Annotated in this window: 14 protein-coding genes and 1 tRNA gene; 6 read left to right on the forward strand and 9 right to left on the reverse strand. The window is 57.7% G+C overall.

What is annotated here, in order from left to right; all coding sequences use genetic code 11:
- Window positions 1-674: 674 nt before the first annotated feature.
- From DXD48_RS08480 to DXD48_RS08495, 4 genes are all read right to left on the reverse strand, one after another.
- A tRNA-Gln gene (locus tag DXD48_RS08480) sits at window positions 675-749 on the reverse strand.
- Between the two features lie 38 nt (window positions 750-787).
- Window positions 788-1,693 carry a peptidoglycan-binding protein gene (locus DXD48_RS08485; RefSeq protein WP_187361857.1) on the reverse strand — a complete coding sequence of 302 codons (906 nt, stop codon included), beginning with the start codon at window positions 1,691-1,693 and terminating at the stop codon, window positions 788-790.
- 139 nt (window positions 1,694-1,832) lie between these two features.
- A complete protein-coding gene (locus DXD48_RS08490; protein ID WP_117564836.1) occupies window positions 1,833-2,846 on the reverse strand; it encodes a polyprenyl synthetase family protein in 1,014 nt (337 codons plus the stop codon).
- A gap of 127 nt (window positions 2,847-2,973) precedes the next feature.
- Window positions 2,974-5,424: a PTS transporter subunit EIIC gene (locus tag DXD48_RS08495; protein ID WP_117564837.1), complete on the reverse strand. Its 2,451-nt coding sequence runs from the start codon at window positions 5,422-5,424 to the stop codon at window positions 2,974-2,976.
- A 224-nt stretch (window positions 5,425-5,648) separates the two neighbouring features.
- Between DXD48_RS08495 and DXD48_RS08500 the strand changes: the two genes are divergently transcribed.
- From DXD48_RS08500 to DXD48_RS08520, 5 genes are all read left to right on the forward strand, one after another.
- Window positions 5,649-6,368: a GntR family transcriptional regulator gene (locus tag DXD48_RS08500; RefSeq protein WP_117564838.1), complete on the forward strand. Its 720-nt coding sequence runs from the start codon at window positions 5,649-5,651 to the stop codon at window positions 6,366-6,368.
- A gap of 306 nt (window positions 6,369-6,674) precedes the next feature.
- Entirely contained in the window at window positions 6,675-7,991 is a 1,317-nt protein-coding gene (locus tag DXD48_RS08505; RefSeq protein WP_055252173.1) for an ABC transporter substrate-binding protein, read from the forward strand.
- 87 nt (window positions 7,992-8,078) lie between these two features.
- On the forward strand, window positions 8,079-8,933 hold the full coding sequence (locus DXD48_RS08510; protein WP_099432301.1) for a carbohydrate ABC transporter permease: 855 nt from the start codon (window positions 8,079-8,081) through the stop codon (window positions 8,931-8,933).
- Window positions 8,933-9,772: a carbohydrate ABC transporter permease gene (locus tag DXD48_RS08515; RefSeq protein ID WP_117564839.1), complete on the forward strand. Its 840-nt coding sequence runs from the start codon at window positions 8,933-8,935 to the stop codon at window positions 9,770-9,772. The genes DXD48_RS08510 and DXD48_RS08515 overlap by 1 nt, the downstream gene beginning before the upstream one ends.
- 68 nt (window positions 9,773-9,840) lie before the next feature.
- A complete protein-coding gene (locus tag DXD48_RS08520; protein WP_055252176.1) occupies window positions 9,841-11,040 on the forward strand; it encodes an ABC transporter ATP-binding protein in 1,200 nt (399 codons plus the stop codon).
- A 456-nt stretch (window positions 11,041-11,496) separates the two neighbouring features.
- Here the strand turns inward: DXD48_RS08520 and DXD48_RS08525 are convergent, their stop codons facing one another.
- A complete protein-coding gene (locus DXD48_RS08525) occupies window positions 11,497-13,764 on the reverse strand; it encodes a glycogen/starch/alpha-glucan phosphorylase (protein WP_117564840.1) in 2,268 nt (755 codons plus the stop codon).
- 129 nt (window positions 13,765-13,893) lie between these two features.
- Complete coding sequence (gene malQ / locus DXD48_RS08530; protein WP_255413213.1) at window positions 13,894-15,471, reverse strand: 4-alpha-glucanotransferase; 1,578 nt, start codon at window positions 15,469-15,471, stop codon at window positions 13,894-13,896.
- Window positions 15,472-16,240: 769 nt separating this feature from the next.
- Between malQ and DXD48_RS08540 the strand changes: the two genes are divergently transcribed.
- Window positions 16,241-16,471, forward strand: coding sequence for a hypothetical protein (locus tag DXD48_RS08540; protein ID WP_117564843.1), 231 nt, complete (start codon window positions 16,241-16,243; stop codon window positions 16,469-16,471).
- A 319-nt stretch (window positions 16,472-16,790) separates the two neighbouring features.
- Here DXD48_RS08540 and DXD48_RS08545 read toward each other — a convergent pair whose 3' ends face one another.
- The 3 genes from DXD48_RS08545 to DXD48_RS10035 are packed head-to-tail and all read right to left on the reverse strand — an operon-like array spanning window position 16,791 to window position 18,241.
- Complete coding sequence (locus DXD48_RS08545; protein WP_117564844.1) at window positions 16,791-16,973, reverse strand: hypothetical protein; 183 nt, start codon at window positions 16,971-16,973, stop codon at window positions 16,791-16,793.
- Window positions 16,974-16,985: 12 nt separating this feature from the next.
- Window positions 16,986-18,032: a radical SAM/SPASM domain-containing protein gene (locus DXD48_RS08550; protein WP_117564845.1), complete on the reverse strand. Its 1,047-nt coding sequence runs from the start codon at window positions 18,030-18,032 to the stop codon at window positions 16,986-16,988.
- Window positions 18,032-18,241: a hypothetical protein gene (locus tag DXD48_RS10035; RefSeq protein WP_147324162.1), complete on the reverse strand. Its 210-nt coding sequence runs from the start codon at window positions 18,239-18,241 to the stop codon at window positions 18,032-18,034. Before DXD48_RS10035 ends, DXD48_RS08550 begins: the two co-directional genes overlap by 1 nt.
- Between the last annotated feature and the right edge of the window lie 77 nt (window positions 18,242-18,318).

Raw genomic sequence — 18,318 nt, forward strand, 5'->3', positions numbered from 1 at the left:
GAGGCCACATTAAGTGGCCTCCTGTTCGTGCGGAACTCGCGATAAACCTAAGCCGGTGTCCCCGCTCTCCCGGGGCCTGTCGTGGCTTGGCCGTTGCATGCGGCTCGCTTTTCGGAACGGGGCTGACGGACACGTTCCGAAATCTACCACCGTCGCTGTGCAGGGTGTCTATAAAGAGCCGTGGCCAAAAAACATCAAATATGAGTACTGATACTCTTTTAGTAGCAGTAATTTTGACCACATTTAAGGTGATTTGACGTGTCGATCGAGCAGATAAGCTGCCGTATCTCCTCAAGTGTTCATTAAAGGAAGACCTTGATGCGAATAAATCTCATTAAGATCTTCTTTTATTAACGAAAATAATGTAGCTACAACGGTAACAGTACTCATATTTGCCGTTTTTTGGCCACAGTCCTTCGGAGGGTCCTCGAAAATAGTCCCGAGCCGGCACTTGGGGACGTTCCTATAATGCCGGCACTTAGGAGCGTCCCCAAGTGCCGGCACCGCGTCTGCCTGCGGCGGCCGCGCCCCGCTGCGTCGCTCCGCATCCTTGCGTGCTGCGCTGGAAAACGCTTCGCGTTTCCTCAGCTCCGCACCCTTGCGGGTTCGAATTCCTCCGCTTGCCCACAAGAAAGCGCCCTGGGCCGTTATGGGCTTAGGGCGCTCAGTTTTAATGGCTGGGACGGAGGGATTCGAACCCCCAACAGCCGGCACCAAAAACCGGAGTTCTACCGTTGAACTACGTCCCAATGTGTGGTGTTGCCCAAAAGCAACTCGTCTAGTTTACCTAATCTGCGAGGGCATCGCAAACGCCGTCGAGTAGGCGTACGGCGAGCGTCTGCGCGTCGCTGGCCGTGAAGGTGCCGTTGTAGCGCGTCATGCCCGTGAGCTCAATGCGAATGCGAGCCGGCTTCTGCTGCGCGGCGACATTGGCGGTGCGGATGCGCTGGGCCAGGTTGTGGCACTCGGCGAGGGCAATCGTGGCGCGTGGCGCGGCGTCGGCGGGCAGCTCGTCGCTTGCGATCTCGAGCACCAGGTCAACGTCGGTTGGGACCTCGGAGTCGCAGAGCATCATGCCGCTGTTGTCGGTCGTTGCCGTGGCGATGTTCCACATGCGCGAAGCAACGCTGCGTGCGATGGGGTCCTCACCGATAACGGCGATCTGGAAGCGCTCGAGCACGTTGGCGGCGCGAGCAAAACCGATGCGGGACTCGGCTTCGGTGACCGAGGGCTTGCCCTCCCACACATGGTGCAGGCGGTTGATGTAGGCGTAGGTGTCCTGGAAGGCCATGCCGTCGGCAAACAGGCCGACATTTTCCTGGAACTGCTGCAGGGCGGCCTCGGTATGCGGACCAAAGTAGCCGTCGTCTTCGCCACAGGCAAAGCCCAAAACGTTGAGAGCGCGCTGCAGGGCCTGCACATCGGCGCCATGGAAATTGGGCATGCGCAGATACAGAGTGCGGTCGCCCAGCTTATACGAGGCGTCGACCAGGGCGCTCCAACAGGGGATATCGACGGCATGACCGGCAGCAAGGCCGCTGTCGAGCCTGAAGGTGCTGACGGCCTGCTCGGTGGTGGTGCCAAAGCGCTTGTCGACAACCTCGGCGTCATCGATTGTATAGCCGAGCTGCAGAAGGCGGGACTGAACATCCTCGACGGCTGCTCCCTGCATGCCCGTGGTAATAGGTTCCATGAACGAACCCCTTTCGGCGTACCATTCGTACTATTTTGAGCGTGTGTCGGATAGACAACGCGAGACAATTTATAAACATGCACTCAATAGTGTAGCAACTTGTACCCAAACTCGCTGCCCACAGGTTTTATGACCCCCGCTAGTTAAGACGCTCCACAAAGAAATCTGCCATTGAGAGGAAGAGCTCGCGCGCATGCGGGTCGAGCTCGACGCCTTCGATAGCGGCCTTGGCCTTAGCGGTCAGGTCGAGCGCATAGGTGTGGGCGTAATCGATGGAGCCGGTCTCCTGGAAGATCTCCACGGCGCGTGCGAGCTGCGCAGGGTCCTCGGTGCCCGAGGAAAGGATTGCCTCGATCTCGTCGTGATAGCGCTCGTCTGACAGGGCATGCACGGCAACGAGGGTGCGCTTGCCCTCGGTGATATCGGTGCGGAAGTCCTTGTTGGCGGCCTCCTTGGTGCCGATCAAGTTGAGCAGGTCGTCTTGAATCTGGAAGGCAAGGCCCGTGTGCAGCCCAAAGGCGCGCAGTGCCTCAATCTGCTCTTCGCTGCCGCCGCCGATAATGGCTCCGGCGGCAAGCGGCGTCGCTCCGCTGTAGTACGCGGTCTTGTGCGTCGCCATGTCCAGGTAGTCATCAACCGAGATATCAAAGCGCTCGTCACGGACCCAACCCAGGTCAAGCGCTTGACCCTCGATGGTGCGGACGATCATCTCGGTAAGCTCGTGGAGCACACGCAGCTTCACGTCGGACTCGAGCGTGGGATCGTCGAGAACCGTCTTGGTGACCATGGTGAGCGCCAGGTCGCCACAATTGATGGCAAGGCCCGTGCCCTCGGTAAGGTGCATGCAGGGCTTGCCTCGACGAAGCTGTCCGTTGTCGGCGATGTCGTCGTGAATCAGCGCGCCTGACTGGAAATGCTCGATGGCCGCCGCTGCGCTGCGGGCGCTCTCAAAGCTGCCGCCTACCGCAGTGGCGGCGAGCATGCAGATGAGCGGGCGGTGGCGCTTGCCAGCGTTTGCCGTAAATGCCGAGAGCGGGGTATACAGGTAGCGCTCGATATCGGCGGAAGTCGCCTGTCCGTCAAAGAACGTGGCCAGATAGTCGTTAATCTGGTCAAAGTGCTGGGCTAAAAAGCTGGTAAACGGACTGGACACGGGTTCTCGCATTCTTTGATAGGTTGCATCGTTGCATTATGCAGACAACATATTGCCACATTAGGGCGTCGAGCGCGGCGGTTGAAGACGATTGGTCCATGCGGCCGCAAGTGCGGTAGGGGCTTGGCTAGATAAGCCCAAAGTGTTCGAGCGCGGTGACGACGCCGTCGTGGTCGATGCTGTCGGTGACATAGTCGGCCTTTTCCTTGAGGAAGTCCGGTGCATTGCCCATGGCGATGCCGACGTCGACGGCGTTCATCAGCGAGATGTCATTGCTGGCATCACCGATGCCATATACCGTTCCATGGTTGGGGTCGAGAGCGTCGAGTACGGACTGGATACCCTCGCGCTTGGTACATTCGCGAGGCGAAATCTCGGTCACTTCGAGCTCGAGCTCGTTAAAGCAGAGCAGCGGCTCAAACGTTTGATCCTGAGCGATGCGGTTGGCAAGCGACGTGGACATTAAGATCTTGTAGGCGCTGTAATGTTGCAGCTGCGTAATTGCATCGCCCACGGTGCGGGCGTATCCGGGGGCGTCGGGCACATCGGCACCCATGCGAACGACGCCATTGAGTCCCTCAAAACGAATCACTTCGTCCGATTGCTCAAGAATGGGAGCAAGGCGCTGCAGCATACCGGGCGTCATCGCCAAATCGCGGATCACGTGTCCCTCAAGTTCGACATAGCCACCCGCGAGGCAGACGATGCCGGTCCAGGGCAGATCGAGCAGCTTTGGATGGATGCAGCTCAGCGTGCGCCCTGTGCAGATAAACGCCATATTGCCCTTGGCGACAAAATCACGGATGGCTTGCGCAACCGCCTCGTTGGGATAGGGGGAGAGGTCTCGCTCGCTCTCGGGAAGCTCTTGTGCCACTCGAGGGTCTTGCCAGGCGAGTGTTCCGTCGATATCGAAGAAGCAGATATCGCCGCGCTTATGGGCTGCGCTGGCGGCAGGGGAGGCCGAGGTGGTGGGCACAAATCCCGGCTCGAGACCCATGATCTGGTCAAAATGCTCTTTAACGCGGGGAACGGAGATGCCGATAATCACCTGGGCGGTCTTGCCCGTAATGATGAGGCCCTTGGCGCCCACCGCGACAAACGACGCGTTATCTGCAACGATGGAAGGGTCTGCGACCTCGACGCGCAGGCGCGTGGCGCAGTTGGTTGCGCCCACGATATTGCCAACGCCACCTAAAAGCTGAATTACCCGCTCAGCGAGGACGTGATCTTGATCGGATTGAATACTGACCTCGCCATTGGGAGATTGCTCTTTGGCAAAGCCGCTTCCCGTTAAACGATCGATTGCCGCGCGATTGGAGACATGATCCTCGCGGCCCGGCGTCTTAAGGTCATAGACCAAGATGAGTGCTCGAAAACTAACAAAAAAGATGAGGCTAAAGGCAAGACCGATGCCGAGCGCCAAAAGGTAGGAGCCGGCATGCATTCGCATGAGTGGGATGAAGTTGAAGGCCGTCATTTCCATGAGACCGCCTGAGAAGATGCCGACGATACCGAAGAAGTTCATGGTCATGGCAAGGCAGGAGGATAGGACGGCGTAGAGCAAAAAGAGTCCGGGATAGGTGAACATAAAGAGAAACTCGAGCGGCTCGGTGACGCCACAGACCACCGAGGCGACGATGGCGGGCAAAAGGATGACCTTAAGGCCGGCGCGGCGTTCGGGTTTGGCGGTGAAATAGAATGCTGCCGCGATGGCGGGAAGGCCAAAGAGCTTGCCCCAGCCGGTGGCGGTAAAACCTGCCCAGGGCGCAAGTTCATTTAAAGGGCGCGTGCTATGGGAGAGAATGGGGAGCAGGTTGGTCCACGTGGCGTAAATACCGTCGTGAATGACCAGATTGTCGTAATAGATGGGCATATAGAGCAGATGGTGCAGCCCCATGGGCTCGAGTGCTCGCTCCAAAAACACAAAGATGCCCACGCCGAAGGGGCCGACGCCCGCAAGTGCGTGGCGCAGCGTTTCGGTCACAGCGTATGCGAAGGGCACGATGGCGGCCGAGATGGCGGCAAGGGCAAACACGGCAAAAAAGCTGATGAGGTAGACCAGCGAGGAACCCGAGAAGGTGCCGAGCCAATCGGGAACCTTGGCATCGTAGAAGCGGTCATGGATGGCGACGACGGTTGCCGATACCGCCAGCGGGCCGATAATGCCGGTGTCGAGCGTCTTGATGCCGTCGATGACGGTGATACCGCTGGCGGGGGTCAAAGATGATGGGTACTTAAGCCCAAGGTTGTCTCCGCTCAGCTTAATGATCTCGCTCAAAAAGAAGCAATAGGCAAAATAGGCCACGAGTGCCTCGAGGCAGCAGCGTGCCGGTTGCTTTTGGGCAAGACCGATAGGCAGCGCTACGGCAAAAAGGAGCGGGAGACGTTTAAAGACCGTCCACGAGCCGCGCTGGATGATGGTCCAGAAAACGTACCAAGGGGTTCCGTATACGGCGAGGTCGCCGACGATGTCTACGGTCGTGGCGAGGGCGGAGATGCCGACCATGAGGCCTGATATAGAAAACAGCATGGCGGGCGCGAACATGGCTCCGCCAAAACGTTGGATTTTCTGCAGCATAATATGCCTTCCGGATGCAACATGCTGTGCGAGCAAGAACGTTTAAACAATGAACTCATTGTAGAGGACTGGCTGCTTGCCGCATTGACGGTTTTGATTCGGTCCGATTTGGGTTTCGGGGGAACCGTCGACGGTAAATAATCCGTACTTTACCGATAATCGGTTTAAACAACTTTAAGAAATGCTATCGTGCCTAGCCATACATATTCATTAGAGGTGAAATCATGCCAAAAGCGATTTACGAAGGAATCTACCGCGAGATCCGTTCGCGCATCATCGACGGGACCTATGCGTTTCAGGAGATGCTGCCAACCGAAGCCGAGCTGACCGCGGAGTTTGGCTGCACGCGCAATACCGTTCGACGCGCCTTGAGCATGCTGGCCGACCAGATGTTTGTGCAGCCTATACACGGTAAGGGCGTGCGCGTTATTTGGCTTAAGGGCGAAACCGACATGCTGGGCGCACTCGAAGAGGTTGAGTCGTTTGGCGAGTTCGCAAAACGCAACAATGCCGTCGCATCGACCGAGGTCAAGTCTTTTGAACATTTGATTTGCACTGAGCAACTCTCTCGTCGCCTGGGCTTTAAGGTGGGCGAGGAGCTGATTCGCGTCGTGCGTGTCCGAAGCCTCAACGGCAGCGCGCGCCAGGTGGACCACGGCTACTTTTTGGCGTCGATCGCCAAGGGCCTGACCCCCGAGATCGCGGCGGATTCTATCTACGGCTATCTGGAGCACAAGCGCGGCATCAAAGTGATGGCGAGCCGCCGTACGGTGAGTGTCGAGCTCGCCAACGATGAGGACTGCAGCTACTTGGACCTTGGCAAGTACAACTGTGTCGCCGTCATGGAGAGCCAGTCGTACACTTCGGACGGCATCTTGTTCGAGGTCACGCATGCCCGCACGCATCCCGAGATCTTCCACTACCGCGTCAACTCCAAGCGATAGCCGGCTAGCTCGCAGCCTGACGAGACTCATGCCCTCAAAGAGAAAACGCCCGGTCAAACCGACGATGCATCGGCTTGATCGGGCGTTTTCTCTGCATTCGATAATAAATAATTGTTTATACAAAACTTGTCAAGTATCAAGTTGAAATTACCGTTCACCGAAGTTTTTCTACCGCTCTAGTAATACTTGTTCAAACAACTAGCCAAATAGCGTATTGTACAAGTCAGCAAAAGGGGCAAAGTCCCCGAGCCAATCTCCGAAGGCGGCGGCAAAGGGTGCCGCCACGGTGTGAAAGGGTGGATTGTAATGAAGAACGAAATGAGCAGAAGGCAGTTCCTGGGCTTTGCTGGTTCCGCGGCTGCGGTTCTTGGTCTGGGCCTCGTGGGCTGCGGTGGTTCTGCCGGCTCCGGCTCCTCTGCTTCTGGTGACGCTGCCGAGGTCTACTTCCTCCAGTTCAAGCCCGAGGTCGACAAGGAGTGGAAGGAGATCGCCAAGGCGTACAAGAAGGAGAAGGGCGTCGAGGTCAAGATCGTGACCGCCGCCTCCAACACCTACGAGGAGAAGCTCAAGTCCGAGATGTCCAAGAGCTCCGCTCCGACGCTGTTCCAGGTCAACGGCCCCACCGGCCTTAAGAACTGGAAGGACTACTGCGCCGATCTTTCCGACACCAAGCTCCGCGGCGAGCTCATCGACGACTCCCTGGCGCTGCAGTCCGACGGCAAGGATCTGGGTATCGACTGGGTTCAGGAGAGCTACGGCATCATCTACAACAAGGAGCTCCTCGAGAAGGCCGGCTACAAGGCCGAGGACATCAACTCCTTCGACAAGCTGAAGGCTTGCGCCGATGACATCCAGGCCCGCAAGGACGAGCTCGGCGTTGACGGTGCCTTCACTTCCGCCGGTATGGATGACTCTTCCAGCTGGCGCTACACCACCCACCTCGCCAACCTCCCGCTCTACTACGAGTTCGAGAAGGAGCACAACCAGGAGGACGACGAGATCAAGGGCGAGTATCTCGACAACTTTAAGCAGATCTTCGACCTGTACATCACCGACTCCACCTGTGATCCTTCGCAGCTCGCCTCCAAGACCGGTGACGACGCCACCAACGAGTTCGCAACCGGCAAGGCCGTCTTCTACCAGAACGGCTCTTGGGCCTACGCCGACCTCACCAAGGCCGGTATGACCGACGACCAGCTCGGCATGCTGCCGATCTACATCGGCGTCGACGGCGAGGAGAACCAGGGCCTGTGCTCCGGCGGCGAGAACTACTGGTGCGTCAGCTCCCAGGCATCCGAGGATGCCCAGAAGGCCACCGAGGACTTCATGTATTGGTGCGTCACTTCTGACACCGCCACCAGCATCATCGCTGACAAGATGGGTCTGACCGCCCCGTTCAAGAGCGCTAAGGAGACCACCAACGTCTTCTCGCAGCAGGCCGTTGCCATGGCCAAGGACGGCAAGAAGACCGTTGCTTGGGACTTCGTCTACATCCCCTCTGAGGAGTGGAAGAAGAACCTCAAGCAGGCTCTCATCGCTTATGCTGCCGACAACACCAAGTGGGACGGCGTCAAGAACGCCTTCGTCGATGGCTGGAAGACCGAGAAGGCTGCTTCCGAGTAAGCAGTTGCTGCCCAAGCTATCTGATTAGCGACAGGGGGCGGGCAGACGTTGGTTTGCCCGCCCCCTGCATATTGAAAGGACCCTTCTATGGGCAAAGCACTCAAACGCTGGTGGCCGCTCTTTATGCTGCCCACGTGCCTGGCGTTTATGATCGGGTTCGTGATTCCCTTTATCCAGGGTTTCTATCTCTCGTTCTGCCAGTTTATTACCATCAATAACGCGCACTTTGTCGGTATCGAGAACTACGTGCGCGCACTGACCGACCCGCAGTTCTCCACGTCGTTCTTCTTTACCGTGGCGTTTGCCTTCCTGTCAACGGTGCTCATCAACGTGATCGCGCTGGCTATTGCGCAGGCGCTCACTCGCAAGGCGCTCAAGGGCACCAACATCTTCCGTACGATTTTCTTTATGCCTAACCTGATTGGCGGCATTGTACTGGGCTACATTTGGCAGATTCTGATCAACTGCCTGCTCTCCAACGTGGGTGCCCAGCTTATCGCCCTCAACTCCGCCGCTGGCTTCTGGGGCCTTATCATCCTGACCCTGTGGCAGCAGGTCGGCTACATGATGATCATCTACATCGCTGGTCTGCAGTCCATTCCGTCCGACTACATCGAGGCCGCCAAGGTCGACGGCGCCACGGCATGGCAGACGTTTTGGAAGGTTAAGATCCCTAACCTGATGCCGACGATCACCATCTGCCTGTTCCTGTCCATCACCAACGGCTTTAAGCTGTTCGACCAGAACCTCGCCCTTACCGGTGGCGCCCCGGCGCACTCCACCGAGATGCTCGCCCTGAACATCTACAACACGTTCTATTCGCGTGCTGGCATCGCATGGCAGGGCATCGGTCAGGCCAAGGCAGTTATCTTCTGCATCCTGGTTGTCGCTATTTCTATGATCCAGCTTAAGGCTACGAGGTCCAAGGAGGTGCAGCAGTAATGAAACGCGATAAGGCTATCAACCGCGCGCTCTCGATTTTCTTTACGATCCTGTCGCTCGCGTGGATCTACCCCGTGTTCATGATTGCGCTCAATTCCTTTAAGAAGGGGACCGCAATCAGCACCACCACGGCGTTCGATCTGCTCACGCCCGAGACGTTCAACGGCTTTGCAAACTACGTGCATGCCTTAAACGAGCAGGGTTTTGCCTCGGCGTTTATGTATTCGCTCATCATCACGGTCACGTCGGTCGTGCTGATCTTGGTGTGCTGCTCCATGTGCGCTTGGTACGTGGTTCGTGTCAACAACAAGATCTCGAACTTCTTCTATTACCTGTTCGTGTTCTCGATGGTCGTACCGTTCCAGATGCTCATGTTCACGCTGTCCAATTTGGCGGACCGCATCGGCTTCAACACGCCGTTCAACATCTGCTTTATCTATCTGGGCTTTGGCGCGGGCCTCGCGGTCTTTATGTTCGCCGGCTTTGTAAAGAACATCCCGCTCGAGATCGAAGAGGCGGCCATGATTGACGGCTGCAACCCGGTCCAGGTGTTCTTTAAGATCGTCCTTCCCATCATGAAGCCCACCTATCTTTCGGTCGGCATCCTTGAGACCATGTGGGTCTGGAACGACTACCTGCTGCCCTACCTTACGCTCGACTCCACCAAGTACAAGACCATTCCTATCTTGATCCAGTACTTCCGCGGCGGCTATGGCCACGTCGAGCTCGGCCCCATGATGGCATGCATCATGATGGTCGTCATCCCCATCGTCATCATGTACATCTTCTGCCAGAAGTACATCATTGACGGCGTTGTGGCAGGTGCCGTCAAGGGCTGATGCCGTAACTGTTTTGCAAGTTTTGGCGGCGCCCCTCAGCGCGGCGCCGCGTATCGAAAGGTAAAGACATGGCCGAGATCGTTCTCAAACATGTTCAGAAGGTGTATCCCAACAACGAGTCAAAAAAGAAGGGCTTCTTTGGCAAAAAGAAGAAGACCGAGGAGAAGAAGCACAACCTTAAGGTTACCGAGGACGGTGTGCTCGCTGTAGAGGACTTCAACCTCACCGTTCACGACCAGGAGTTCATCGTCCTCGTTGGCCCTTCTGGCTGCGGTAAGTCCACGACGATGCGCATGGTCGCCGGCCTGGAGGATATCACCTCGGGAGATGTGCTCATCGACGGCAAGCGCGTCAACGACGTCGCTCCCAAGGACCGCGACATCGCCATGGTGTTCCAGAGCTACGCTCTGTACCCCAACATGACGGTGTACGAGAACATGGCGTTTACGCTTGAGCTCAAGAAAGTCCCCAAGGACGAGATCGACCGCAAGGTCCGCTCCGCTGCCGAGATCCTGGGTATTACCGAGTACCTCGACCGTAAGCCCAAGGCGCTTTCGGGCGGTCAGCGTCAGCGCGTCGCCATCGGCCGCGCCATCGTGCGTGACCCTAAGGTCTTCCTGATGGACGAGCCGCTGTCCAACCTGGACGCCAAGTTGCGCAACCAGATGCGCGCCGAGCTCATCAAGCTGCGCCACGAGATCAAGGGCACGTTCATCTACGTCACCCACGACCAGACCGAGGCCATGACCCTCGGTGACCGTATCGTGGTCATGAAGGACGGCGTCGTCCAGCAGATCGCCACCCCGCAGGAGGTCTTCAACCATCCCGCGAACATCTTCGTCGCCGGCTTTATCGGCGTGCCGCAGATGAACTTCTTCGATGCCCAGCTGGTGCGCTCGGGCAACGGCTTTACCGTCAAGACCGAGGATATGAACGTGGCGCTCGCCCCCGAGACCTGCGCTCAGCTTGCTCTCAACTGGGACGGCGGCGACGTGAAGGAGATCACGGCCGGCGTGCGTCCCGAGCAGATTCTGCTTGCCGACAAGGACGAGGAGGGCGCGCTCCAGGGTACCGTCGAGGTGACCGAGCTCATGGGTTCGACCGAGCATGTCCACGTGACCGCTCCCGATGGCCAGTTCGTCCTGATCATTCCCGTTGTCGACCTTGAGGCCAAGGGTGCGCTCAAGGCGGGCGACCCCATCTGGTTCAAGTTCGAGAAGAACGCGACCCACCTCTTCGATAAGGTGTCTGGCAAGAACCTTATCTAGGCCCGGTTCATCCAGGCCCTCCCTTTGGGCGACTGCGGTATTGCCATCCTTTTGCCGCGGTCACATATAAGGCTCCCCTCCCGTCCACTGGGCGAGAGGGGAGCCTTTCTTTGTGTTGGGACTGTCTGACCGGTCGTTTGTCTCGATCTGTAACGGATAGGGCCGATTTCGGACGTTAGATGTTACAGATCGAGACGGTTCCGCTGAGCTAACCATTTCATCTAAATCTGTAACACCAAAGGCGAATTTCACCTGCTAGATGTTACAGATTGAGATAAACCCGAGGGGAGGGGCCGGTATGTCTCAATCTGTAACGGCTGGGACCGTTTTGGTTGAGTAATTGCTACGGATCGAGATTGTTTGGCCGAGTCGGATCACAGGGTAACGTGCGGGCACAAAAAACGGAGCCGTGTTGCCACGACTCCGTTTCTCAAGAGGATGGGTAAGGGGAATGAGCTAGCTCAGGTGCCAGATCTCGTCGTTGTACTGGGAGATCGTACGGTCGGACGAGAAGGTGCCGGCGTTGGCGATATTGATGAGCGCCTTGCGCATCCAGGCGTCCTGGTCCTCGTAGTCGGCCAGCACGCGCTCCTTGGTCTGGATGTACTCCTCAATGTCGAGCAGGGCCATAAACCAGTCCTTGCCCTTAATGTCGTCGTGCAGGCGCTGCAGGCGCTCGGCGTTGCCGGTTGCCATAAAGGCCGGGTTGGTGATGAAGTCCACCAGCAGTTTAATGCCGGGCTTGCGGTAGAGCGCACTGGCGTTGTAGGTGCCGTCGGCGTAGAGCTGCTCGACCTGTTTGGACGAGGCACCAAAGGTATAGATGTTCTCGTCGCCCACGAGCTCGGCAATCTCCACGTTGGCACCGTCGAGCGTGCACAGGGTTAGGGCGCCGTTGAGCATGAACTTCATGTTGGAGGTGCCGCTCGCCTCCTTGGAGGCCAGGCTGATCTGCTCGGAGATGTCAGCGGCGGGGATCACGCGCTCGGCGGCGGTGACGTTGTAGTTCTCGATCATGACAACCTGCAGGTAGGGAGTCACGTCGGGGTCGTTTGCAATCCACTGCGACAGCGTCAGGATCAGATGGATGATGTCCTGCGCGATAGTGTAGGCAGGCGCCGCCTTGCCGCCAAAGATGATGGTGACGGGGTGCTTAGGCCTGTTGCCGTTCTTGATATCGATGTACTTCCAGATGATGTAGAGCGCGAGCATCTGCTGACGCTTGTACTCGTGGATGCGCTTGACCTGGACGTCGATGATGGCGTTGGAGGGAATGGTCACGCCCTGCTCGAGCGCCATGAACTGGCGCATGATGGCCTTGGCCTCGACCTTGGTGGCGGCCAGGCGCTCAAGAACGTCCTTGTCGTCGGCGAACTTGGCGAGTTTGCTCAGATCGCCGGTGCTGCGCCAGTCGGTGCCGATTACATCGTCGAGCAGGCTGGCGAGTGCGGGGTTGGCTCCATGGATCCAGCGGCGGAAGGTGATGCCGTTGGTCTTGTTGGAGAACTTCTCGGGATAGATCTCGTAGAACGGATGAAGCTCGGTGTCCTCCAGAATCTTGGTGTGGAGTGCGGCGACGCCATTGATGGAGAAGCCAAAGTGAATGTCCATGTGGGCCATGTGGACGGTGTCGTGCTCGTCGATGATGGCGACGCGCGGTTCGTCGTGCTCGGCCTTGGCAACCTCGTCGAGCTTGACGATGATGTCGGCGATGGCGGGCGAGACCTTCTGCAGGCTGGCGAGCGGCCACTTCTCGAGCGCCTCGGCAAGGATCGTGTGGTTGGTGTAGGCGACCATGGAGCGCACGATGGTAACGGCCTCGTCAAACTCGATGTCGTGCTCGGTGGTGAGCAGGCGGATGAGCTCGGGAATGACCATGGTGGGGTGCGTGTCGTTGATCTGGACCACGGCGTAGTCGGCCAGATCGTGCAGGTTGCTGCCGCGCTCGACGGCCTCGTCGATCAGGAGCTGGGCGGCGTTGCTCACCATGAAGTACTCCTGGTAGATGCGAAGCAGGCGGCCCTGCTCATCGGAATCATCCGGATAGAGGAACAAGGTGAGGTTCTTGGCGATCTTCGTCTTGTCGAAGTCGATGGAGCTGCCGGGGACCAGGCCGTCGTCGACACTTGCCAGGTCAAACAGACGCAGGCGGTTCTTGGTGGGCTGGTCGTAACCGGGCACATCGATGTTGACGAGCTTGGAGGTAACGGCAAAATCGCCAAACTCGACGGTGTAGGAGCGGTCGTCATCGATCAGGATGTCCTGCTCGCCAAGCCACTCGTCGGGGACGGCCTTTTGCTGGTTGTCGGCAAAGCGCTGACGGAACAGGCCGTAATGGTAATTGAGGCCCACGCCGTCACCGGTAAGACCCAGCGTGGCAATGGAATCCAGGAAGCACGCGGCCAGACGGCCCAGGCCGCCGTTGCCCAGCGACGGTTCGACCTCAAACTCCTCAATCTTGTTGAGGTCGTGGCCGGCAGCGGTGAGCTGGTCTTTAACCTCGGCATAGATGCCAAGGTCGATCATGTTGTTGATCAGCAGTTTTCCAATCAAAAACTCAGCAGAGATGTAGTAGAGCTTTTTCTTGCCATTGTTGAGTGGGCAGGCAGCAGAGCGCTCCTGCACGAGCTTGACCAGCAGTTTGTAAATGCGGCGGTCATCGAGTTGCTCGAGCGAAGTTCCAAAGGACTGCTCGGCAAGATCCGCAAGATTGATACAGGGCATGTTTCCTCCTGTGGCGAGTTGACGACATGTCAGAAATTCAAAAGAAGCCCGCGCGAGGGGATTGGAGTGGCCTCGCGCGGGAAAAGCGGTCGCGTCCGCACGGTGGGGTGGGGTCGGGCGCGGTGGCTCCTATTGAGGAAGCTCGATTTCGGCTTCCGATGGGATGCGGAAGTAGGTCTCGGTCCAGTCGGTGAGTTTATGCTCGAGCTCGCGGGTGATGGCGCCATCGAGCATGCGCCAGGTCCAGTTTCCGCCCAGGGTGGCGGGGGTGTTAATGCGCGCCTCGTTGCCCAGATTGAGCAGGTCCTGCATGGTGTAGATGCAGGTATCGCTCACGCTGGCGGCGATGGTGCGGTTGAGCGCATCGGCCATGGACTCGCCTGCCTGCTGGTGGGTATACAGGGCCGCCTGCTCGCGCTGACGCGGGGTGGCCGTTCCCTCATACCAGCCGCGTGCTGTTTCGTTGTCATGCGTTCCGACGTAGGCGACGGTGTTGGCAATGTAGTTGTGCGGCAGGTAGTACGAGTTGGTGCCCTCAAAGGCAAACTGCAGGATCTTCATGCCAGGGAAGCCCGTGGTGTCGCGCATGTCGATGACACCAGGGGTAAGAAAGCCCAGGTCTTCGGCAATGATGGGAAGCGTGCCGAGCTTTTCCTCGAGCACCTTGAAGAGCTTGAGGCCGGGTCCCTGCGTCCATGAACCATATGACGAATCGGGAGAGGAGAACGGCACCTCCCAAAATGCCTCGAAACCGCGGAAGTGGTCCAGACGGATGATGTCGTACATGTCGAGGGCGGCTCGGATGCGGCCTTCCCACCAGGAAAAGCCGTCCGACTCCATGGCGTCCCAGTCGTAGATGGGGTTGCCCCAATACTGGCCGGTGGCCGAGAACTGATCGGGCGGTGTTCCCGCGACGCTGACGGGATTGCCGGCGGCGTCGATCTTAAAGAGCTCGGGCGTGGCCCACATCTCGACGGAGTCGCGCGAGACGTAGATGGGCAGGTCGCCGATGATCAGGATGTCGCGCTCGTTGGCATAGGCCTTGAGGCGGCTCCACTGGCGATCGAAGAAGTACTGCGTCATCTGGTGGTAAAGCATGCGCTCGGGGTGGGCGGCGCAGATCTTGTTGGATGCCTCGCCGCGGCGGCGGAGCTCCTCGGGCCACTCCCAGAAGGCCTTGAGCCCGCACTCCTCTTTGACGGTCATGAACTCGCAGTAGGGGATGAGCCAGTCCTCGTTGGCTTGGATAAAGTCATCAAAATCGGCCGGCTTGTCGGCAGCAAAGCGCTCAGCGGCTCGGTCGAGAATCTGACGGCGGCCGCCAAAGATAGCACCGTAGTCGACATTGCTGGGATCGGAGCCCAGGTACACGCCGTCGATATCGTGCTGCTCCAGATAGCCGGCCTCGATAAGCTCGGCAAAGTCGATAAAGTTGGGGTTGCCCGCACGGGCCGAGAACGACTGATAGGGCGAGTCGCCATAGCTCGTCGTCGTAAGGGGCAGAATCTGCCAGTAATGTTGTTTGCACGAGGCAAGAAAATCGACGAAGTCGTAGGCATTCCAGCCAAAGCCGCCGATGCCGTAAGGCCCGGGCAATGACGAAACGGGCATCAGAACACCGCTTGCACGCTCCATGGATGCACTCACCGTCCTTTTGAATAAGGGGCTGCGCCGTAGATGGATAGACGGCTCGTCCCGAGTTTCCATTTCTATTGTCCCTATTGTAGAACATGTTGTTTAAACATGTATATAGAGAATGAAAAAGTTGCCGAATTTCGGTGAATGGTAGTGCGCCATAAAGACGATATGAGCAGAACAATGTGAGCCCCTGCTTCGTATCGTCTTTTGATTCGTGGGCCAAGGCTGACAATGGTCGTCGTCATTAAAATCCGGCAGCCAGCCAGGTTGCCACAATGCGAGACTGGCTCACAATGCCACATGTTGCCTCTATTGGCCTTGAGGTGCACGCCCGCAGCATCAAAGGATGCGCCTTCAATCCGTTCACGGGCGAGATCGGCGGGAAGCCCTTTCTCCTACGACCCCGCCTCCGTCGCCGACTCGATCCTTTCTATCGAGTCGCCCGGGGCAGTCTACGAGTCCGGCGTCACCGGCTTTCCCTTCTGCAGGGAGCCGCGCTGCCTCGGCGTGGACTGCGTCATCGGCGCGGTCTCCAAGATGCAGAGGCCCGCGGCCGACAAGCGACGCAAGACCGACAAGCGCGACGCCGAGTTTTCGGCCAAGCAGCTCGCACTGCACGAAATCGTCGAGGTCCACGTCCCCGACTGCGAGTGCGAGGGCGCCAGGGACCTCTCCCAGGCCCCCGCCGATGCCCGGGAGAGGTTACCGTGTTACCGTCAAGCAGCGCCTCTCCAAGTACCTGCCCAGGAATGGGCAGTGCCACCCCGGCGGAGACGACCAGAGAAGGAGGCTCGGGACGTGGACCAGGGCGCACTGGGCCTGGATCGAAGCCGCGGAGATGGCCGACCCCACGGCCCAGCAGACCCTCGACTGCTATAAGGAGCGCGTCAAGCGGGCGGTAGACGAGAAGAAGGACCTGGAATCCAAGGTGGAGTCCCAGTCGGAACAGCCCCGATGGAAGCCGACGATGGACGTGCTCAGCTGCATGAAGGGCATCGACGTCGTCATCTCCGCTGTTAGTGTTAGTGTATTTTTCACCGTTCAGTTTAATGCTACCACTGACAGTTGAAACGCCTGTGGAAGGGATAGCCTTGTTGGACGGGGACTATTCGTGATAGTATCGCGCCGCAACATCGAGGCGCGAATCGCCCATGTGGTGGCAGTGCGAGTTTCGTGAGGTGTGGTGTGGACGGGACGCAGCGTTTTATGGGTCTGGCCGGTCCGACTGGTGTGCAGTTCTGTCGGGCCGGCCGAGATTGGTGAAGAGATCGCGTTGTTGAATGAGCGAATTTTACAAGCAGCTCTTCAAGGCGCTCTGGGCGTTGGCTAGGGCTGCGCAGTCAATCGCATGCAGCGATAGGCGAGGTGATTGCTCGATGGGTTGGCGACTAGTTTTGTGCCGTACTTGCCCCGGTGCCGTCGTTATCTGCCGAGTACCAGAATGCGTAGGCCGCAACGACGGCATCGTAGACGGCTGCAACTACGTTATCCACGACGGCTGCGAAGTTGACTACAACGGGAATGGGGCCGGTTTTGGAATCCATCTTCTCTACTTCTGGGGTCTCGTACATGGGAACATCTCCTTAGAGTTGGGACAGGACGCTCAGGTCGCCTAGATCGTCATCGATTAGGTCGATATAGAGGTCGCCGTCCATATTGATGTCTGCAATCAACGATGAGATCTCTTCCATCTCGTCAATCGAGTGCATGCGATTGGCCAACGCGGTAATAACGGGTTTATCCCAAACGGTTGCCATTCCGGCATCGTAGTATTCCTGAAGACTGTGTTTGCGAACGTTTCCAATGATGAGAGGTATATAGGGGGATACGACGATATCGCCATTGGCGTGGATGGCCACTTGGTCAAATTGCATCTGCAGCTGGGGGAATCTGACCAAGTGGTCGATGGGGTCGCCCCACTCAAACATGAAGTAGCCTCGATAGCCTGGATCGTATCGAAGGTCGTTGATCGTGTTGACCAACCGACGGTATTGATTATTTGAAGGGCGAATTGTGCGGTTTTTTCGGGCTCTGCCGAGGAGCATAAGTGGCTGAACTCGAAGGTCAATTCGGTCGGTCCTGCTCGACGATTTCAGCTTGTCCCGGAGCATCGTGCAAACTGGTTTGAAATCGTCGACATTAAATGATGTTGGACAAAAGGCAATCGAAAGGTGCAGCGAAGTTTCGTTCAGCGTGATATCGATGGCGTCTAGTACCCGGTCGTATAGCCCCGGGAACCCCCGCATATGTTCATGAGAATCACGTAGGCCATCGAGGCTAAACTGTATGCCGTTTAAACCGGTATGTTCGAGCTCATGCAAAGTAATTGAGCTTGCGAGCAGTCCGTTTGACACGAGGTTGCATTTGACGCCAGATGTGCTGAGCCGCCGCAAAGATTCGACGACAAGATTCTTGCGCAGAAGGGTCTCGCCTCCGCAGAAGCAGAAGCTAAAGGGGTGCATTTGACAAATCGAGTCGACGAGTTCGAGGACTTCGCTATCGGATAATTCGTTTGCGAGGACGTCGTTTTCTCCACTGTTGTTGAAGCAGTGTAGACAACGAAGGTTGCATTTGTTTGTAATGTCGAGCGCAACGCTGTGAGGCGCTCCGATTATTGCTGTCATGCTCATTATTGCTCCTTATCGAGCGGACGAACAAATAGCTTGACGTCGCCCGAGTCGAGTTCGTCGGGCAGGGTGCCGACTAAGAAGAAGCCAAGGTGCTGGCTGGAACGGTCAAGTTGCTCGGCAATTGGGGTGGAATTAGGCGCATCTATTCTGAGCGTGCGGTAGGCTTTGGGAGCGGAAGATTCGTAGTATTCTGCAAGACGGTCGAGCACGCTGGCAAGCAGCGTAGGGCTGCAATTGTAAGACGTTTTGTTGTTTGACGATTAGGCTGTTATTGAAGGAGTGGACT

Origin of the sequence: Collinsella sp. TM05-37 (assembly GCF_003436455.1) — a bacterium.
Lineage (GTDB): Bacteria > Actinomycetota > Coriobacteriia > Coriobacteriales > Coriobacteriaceae > Collinsella.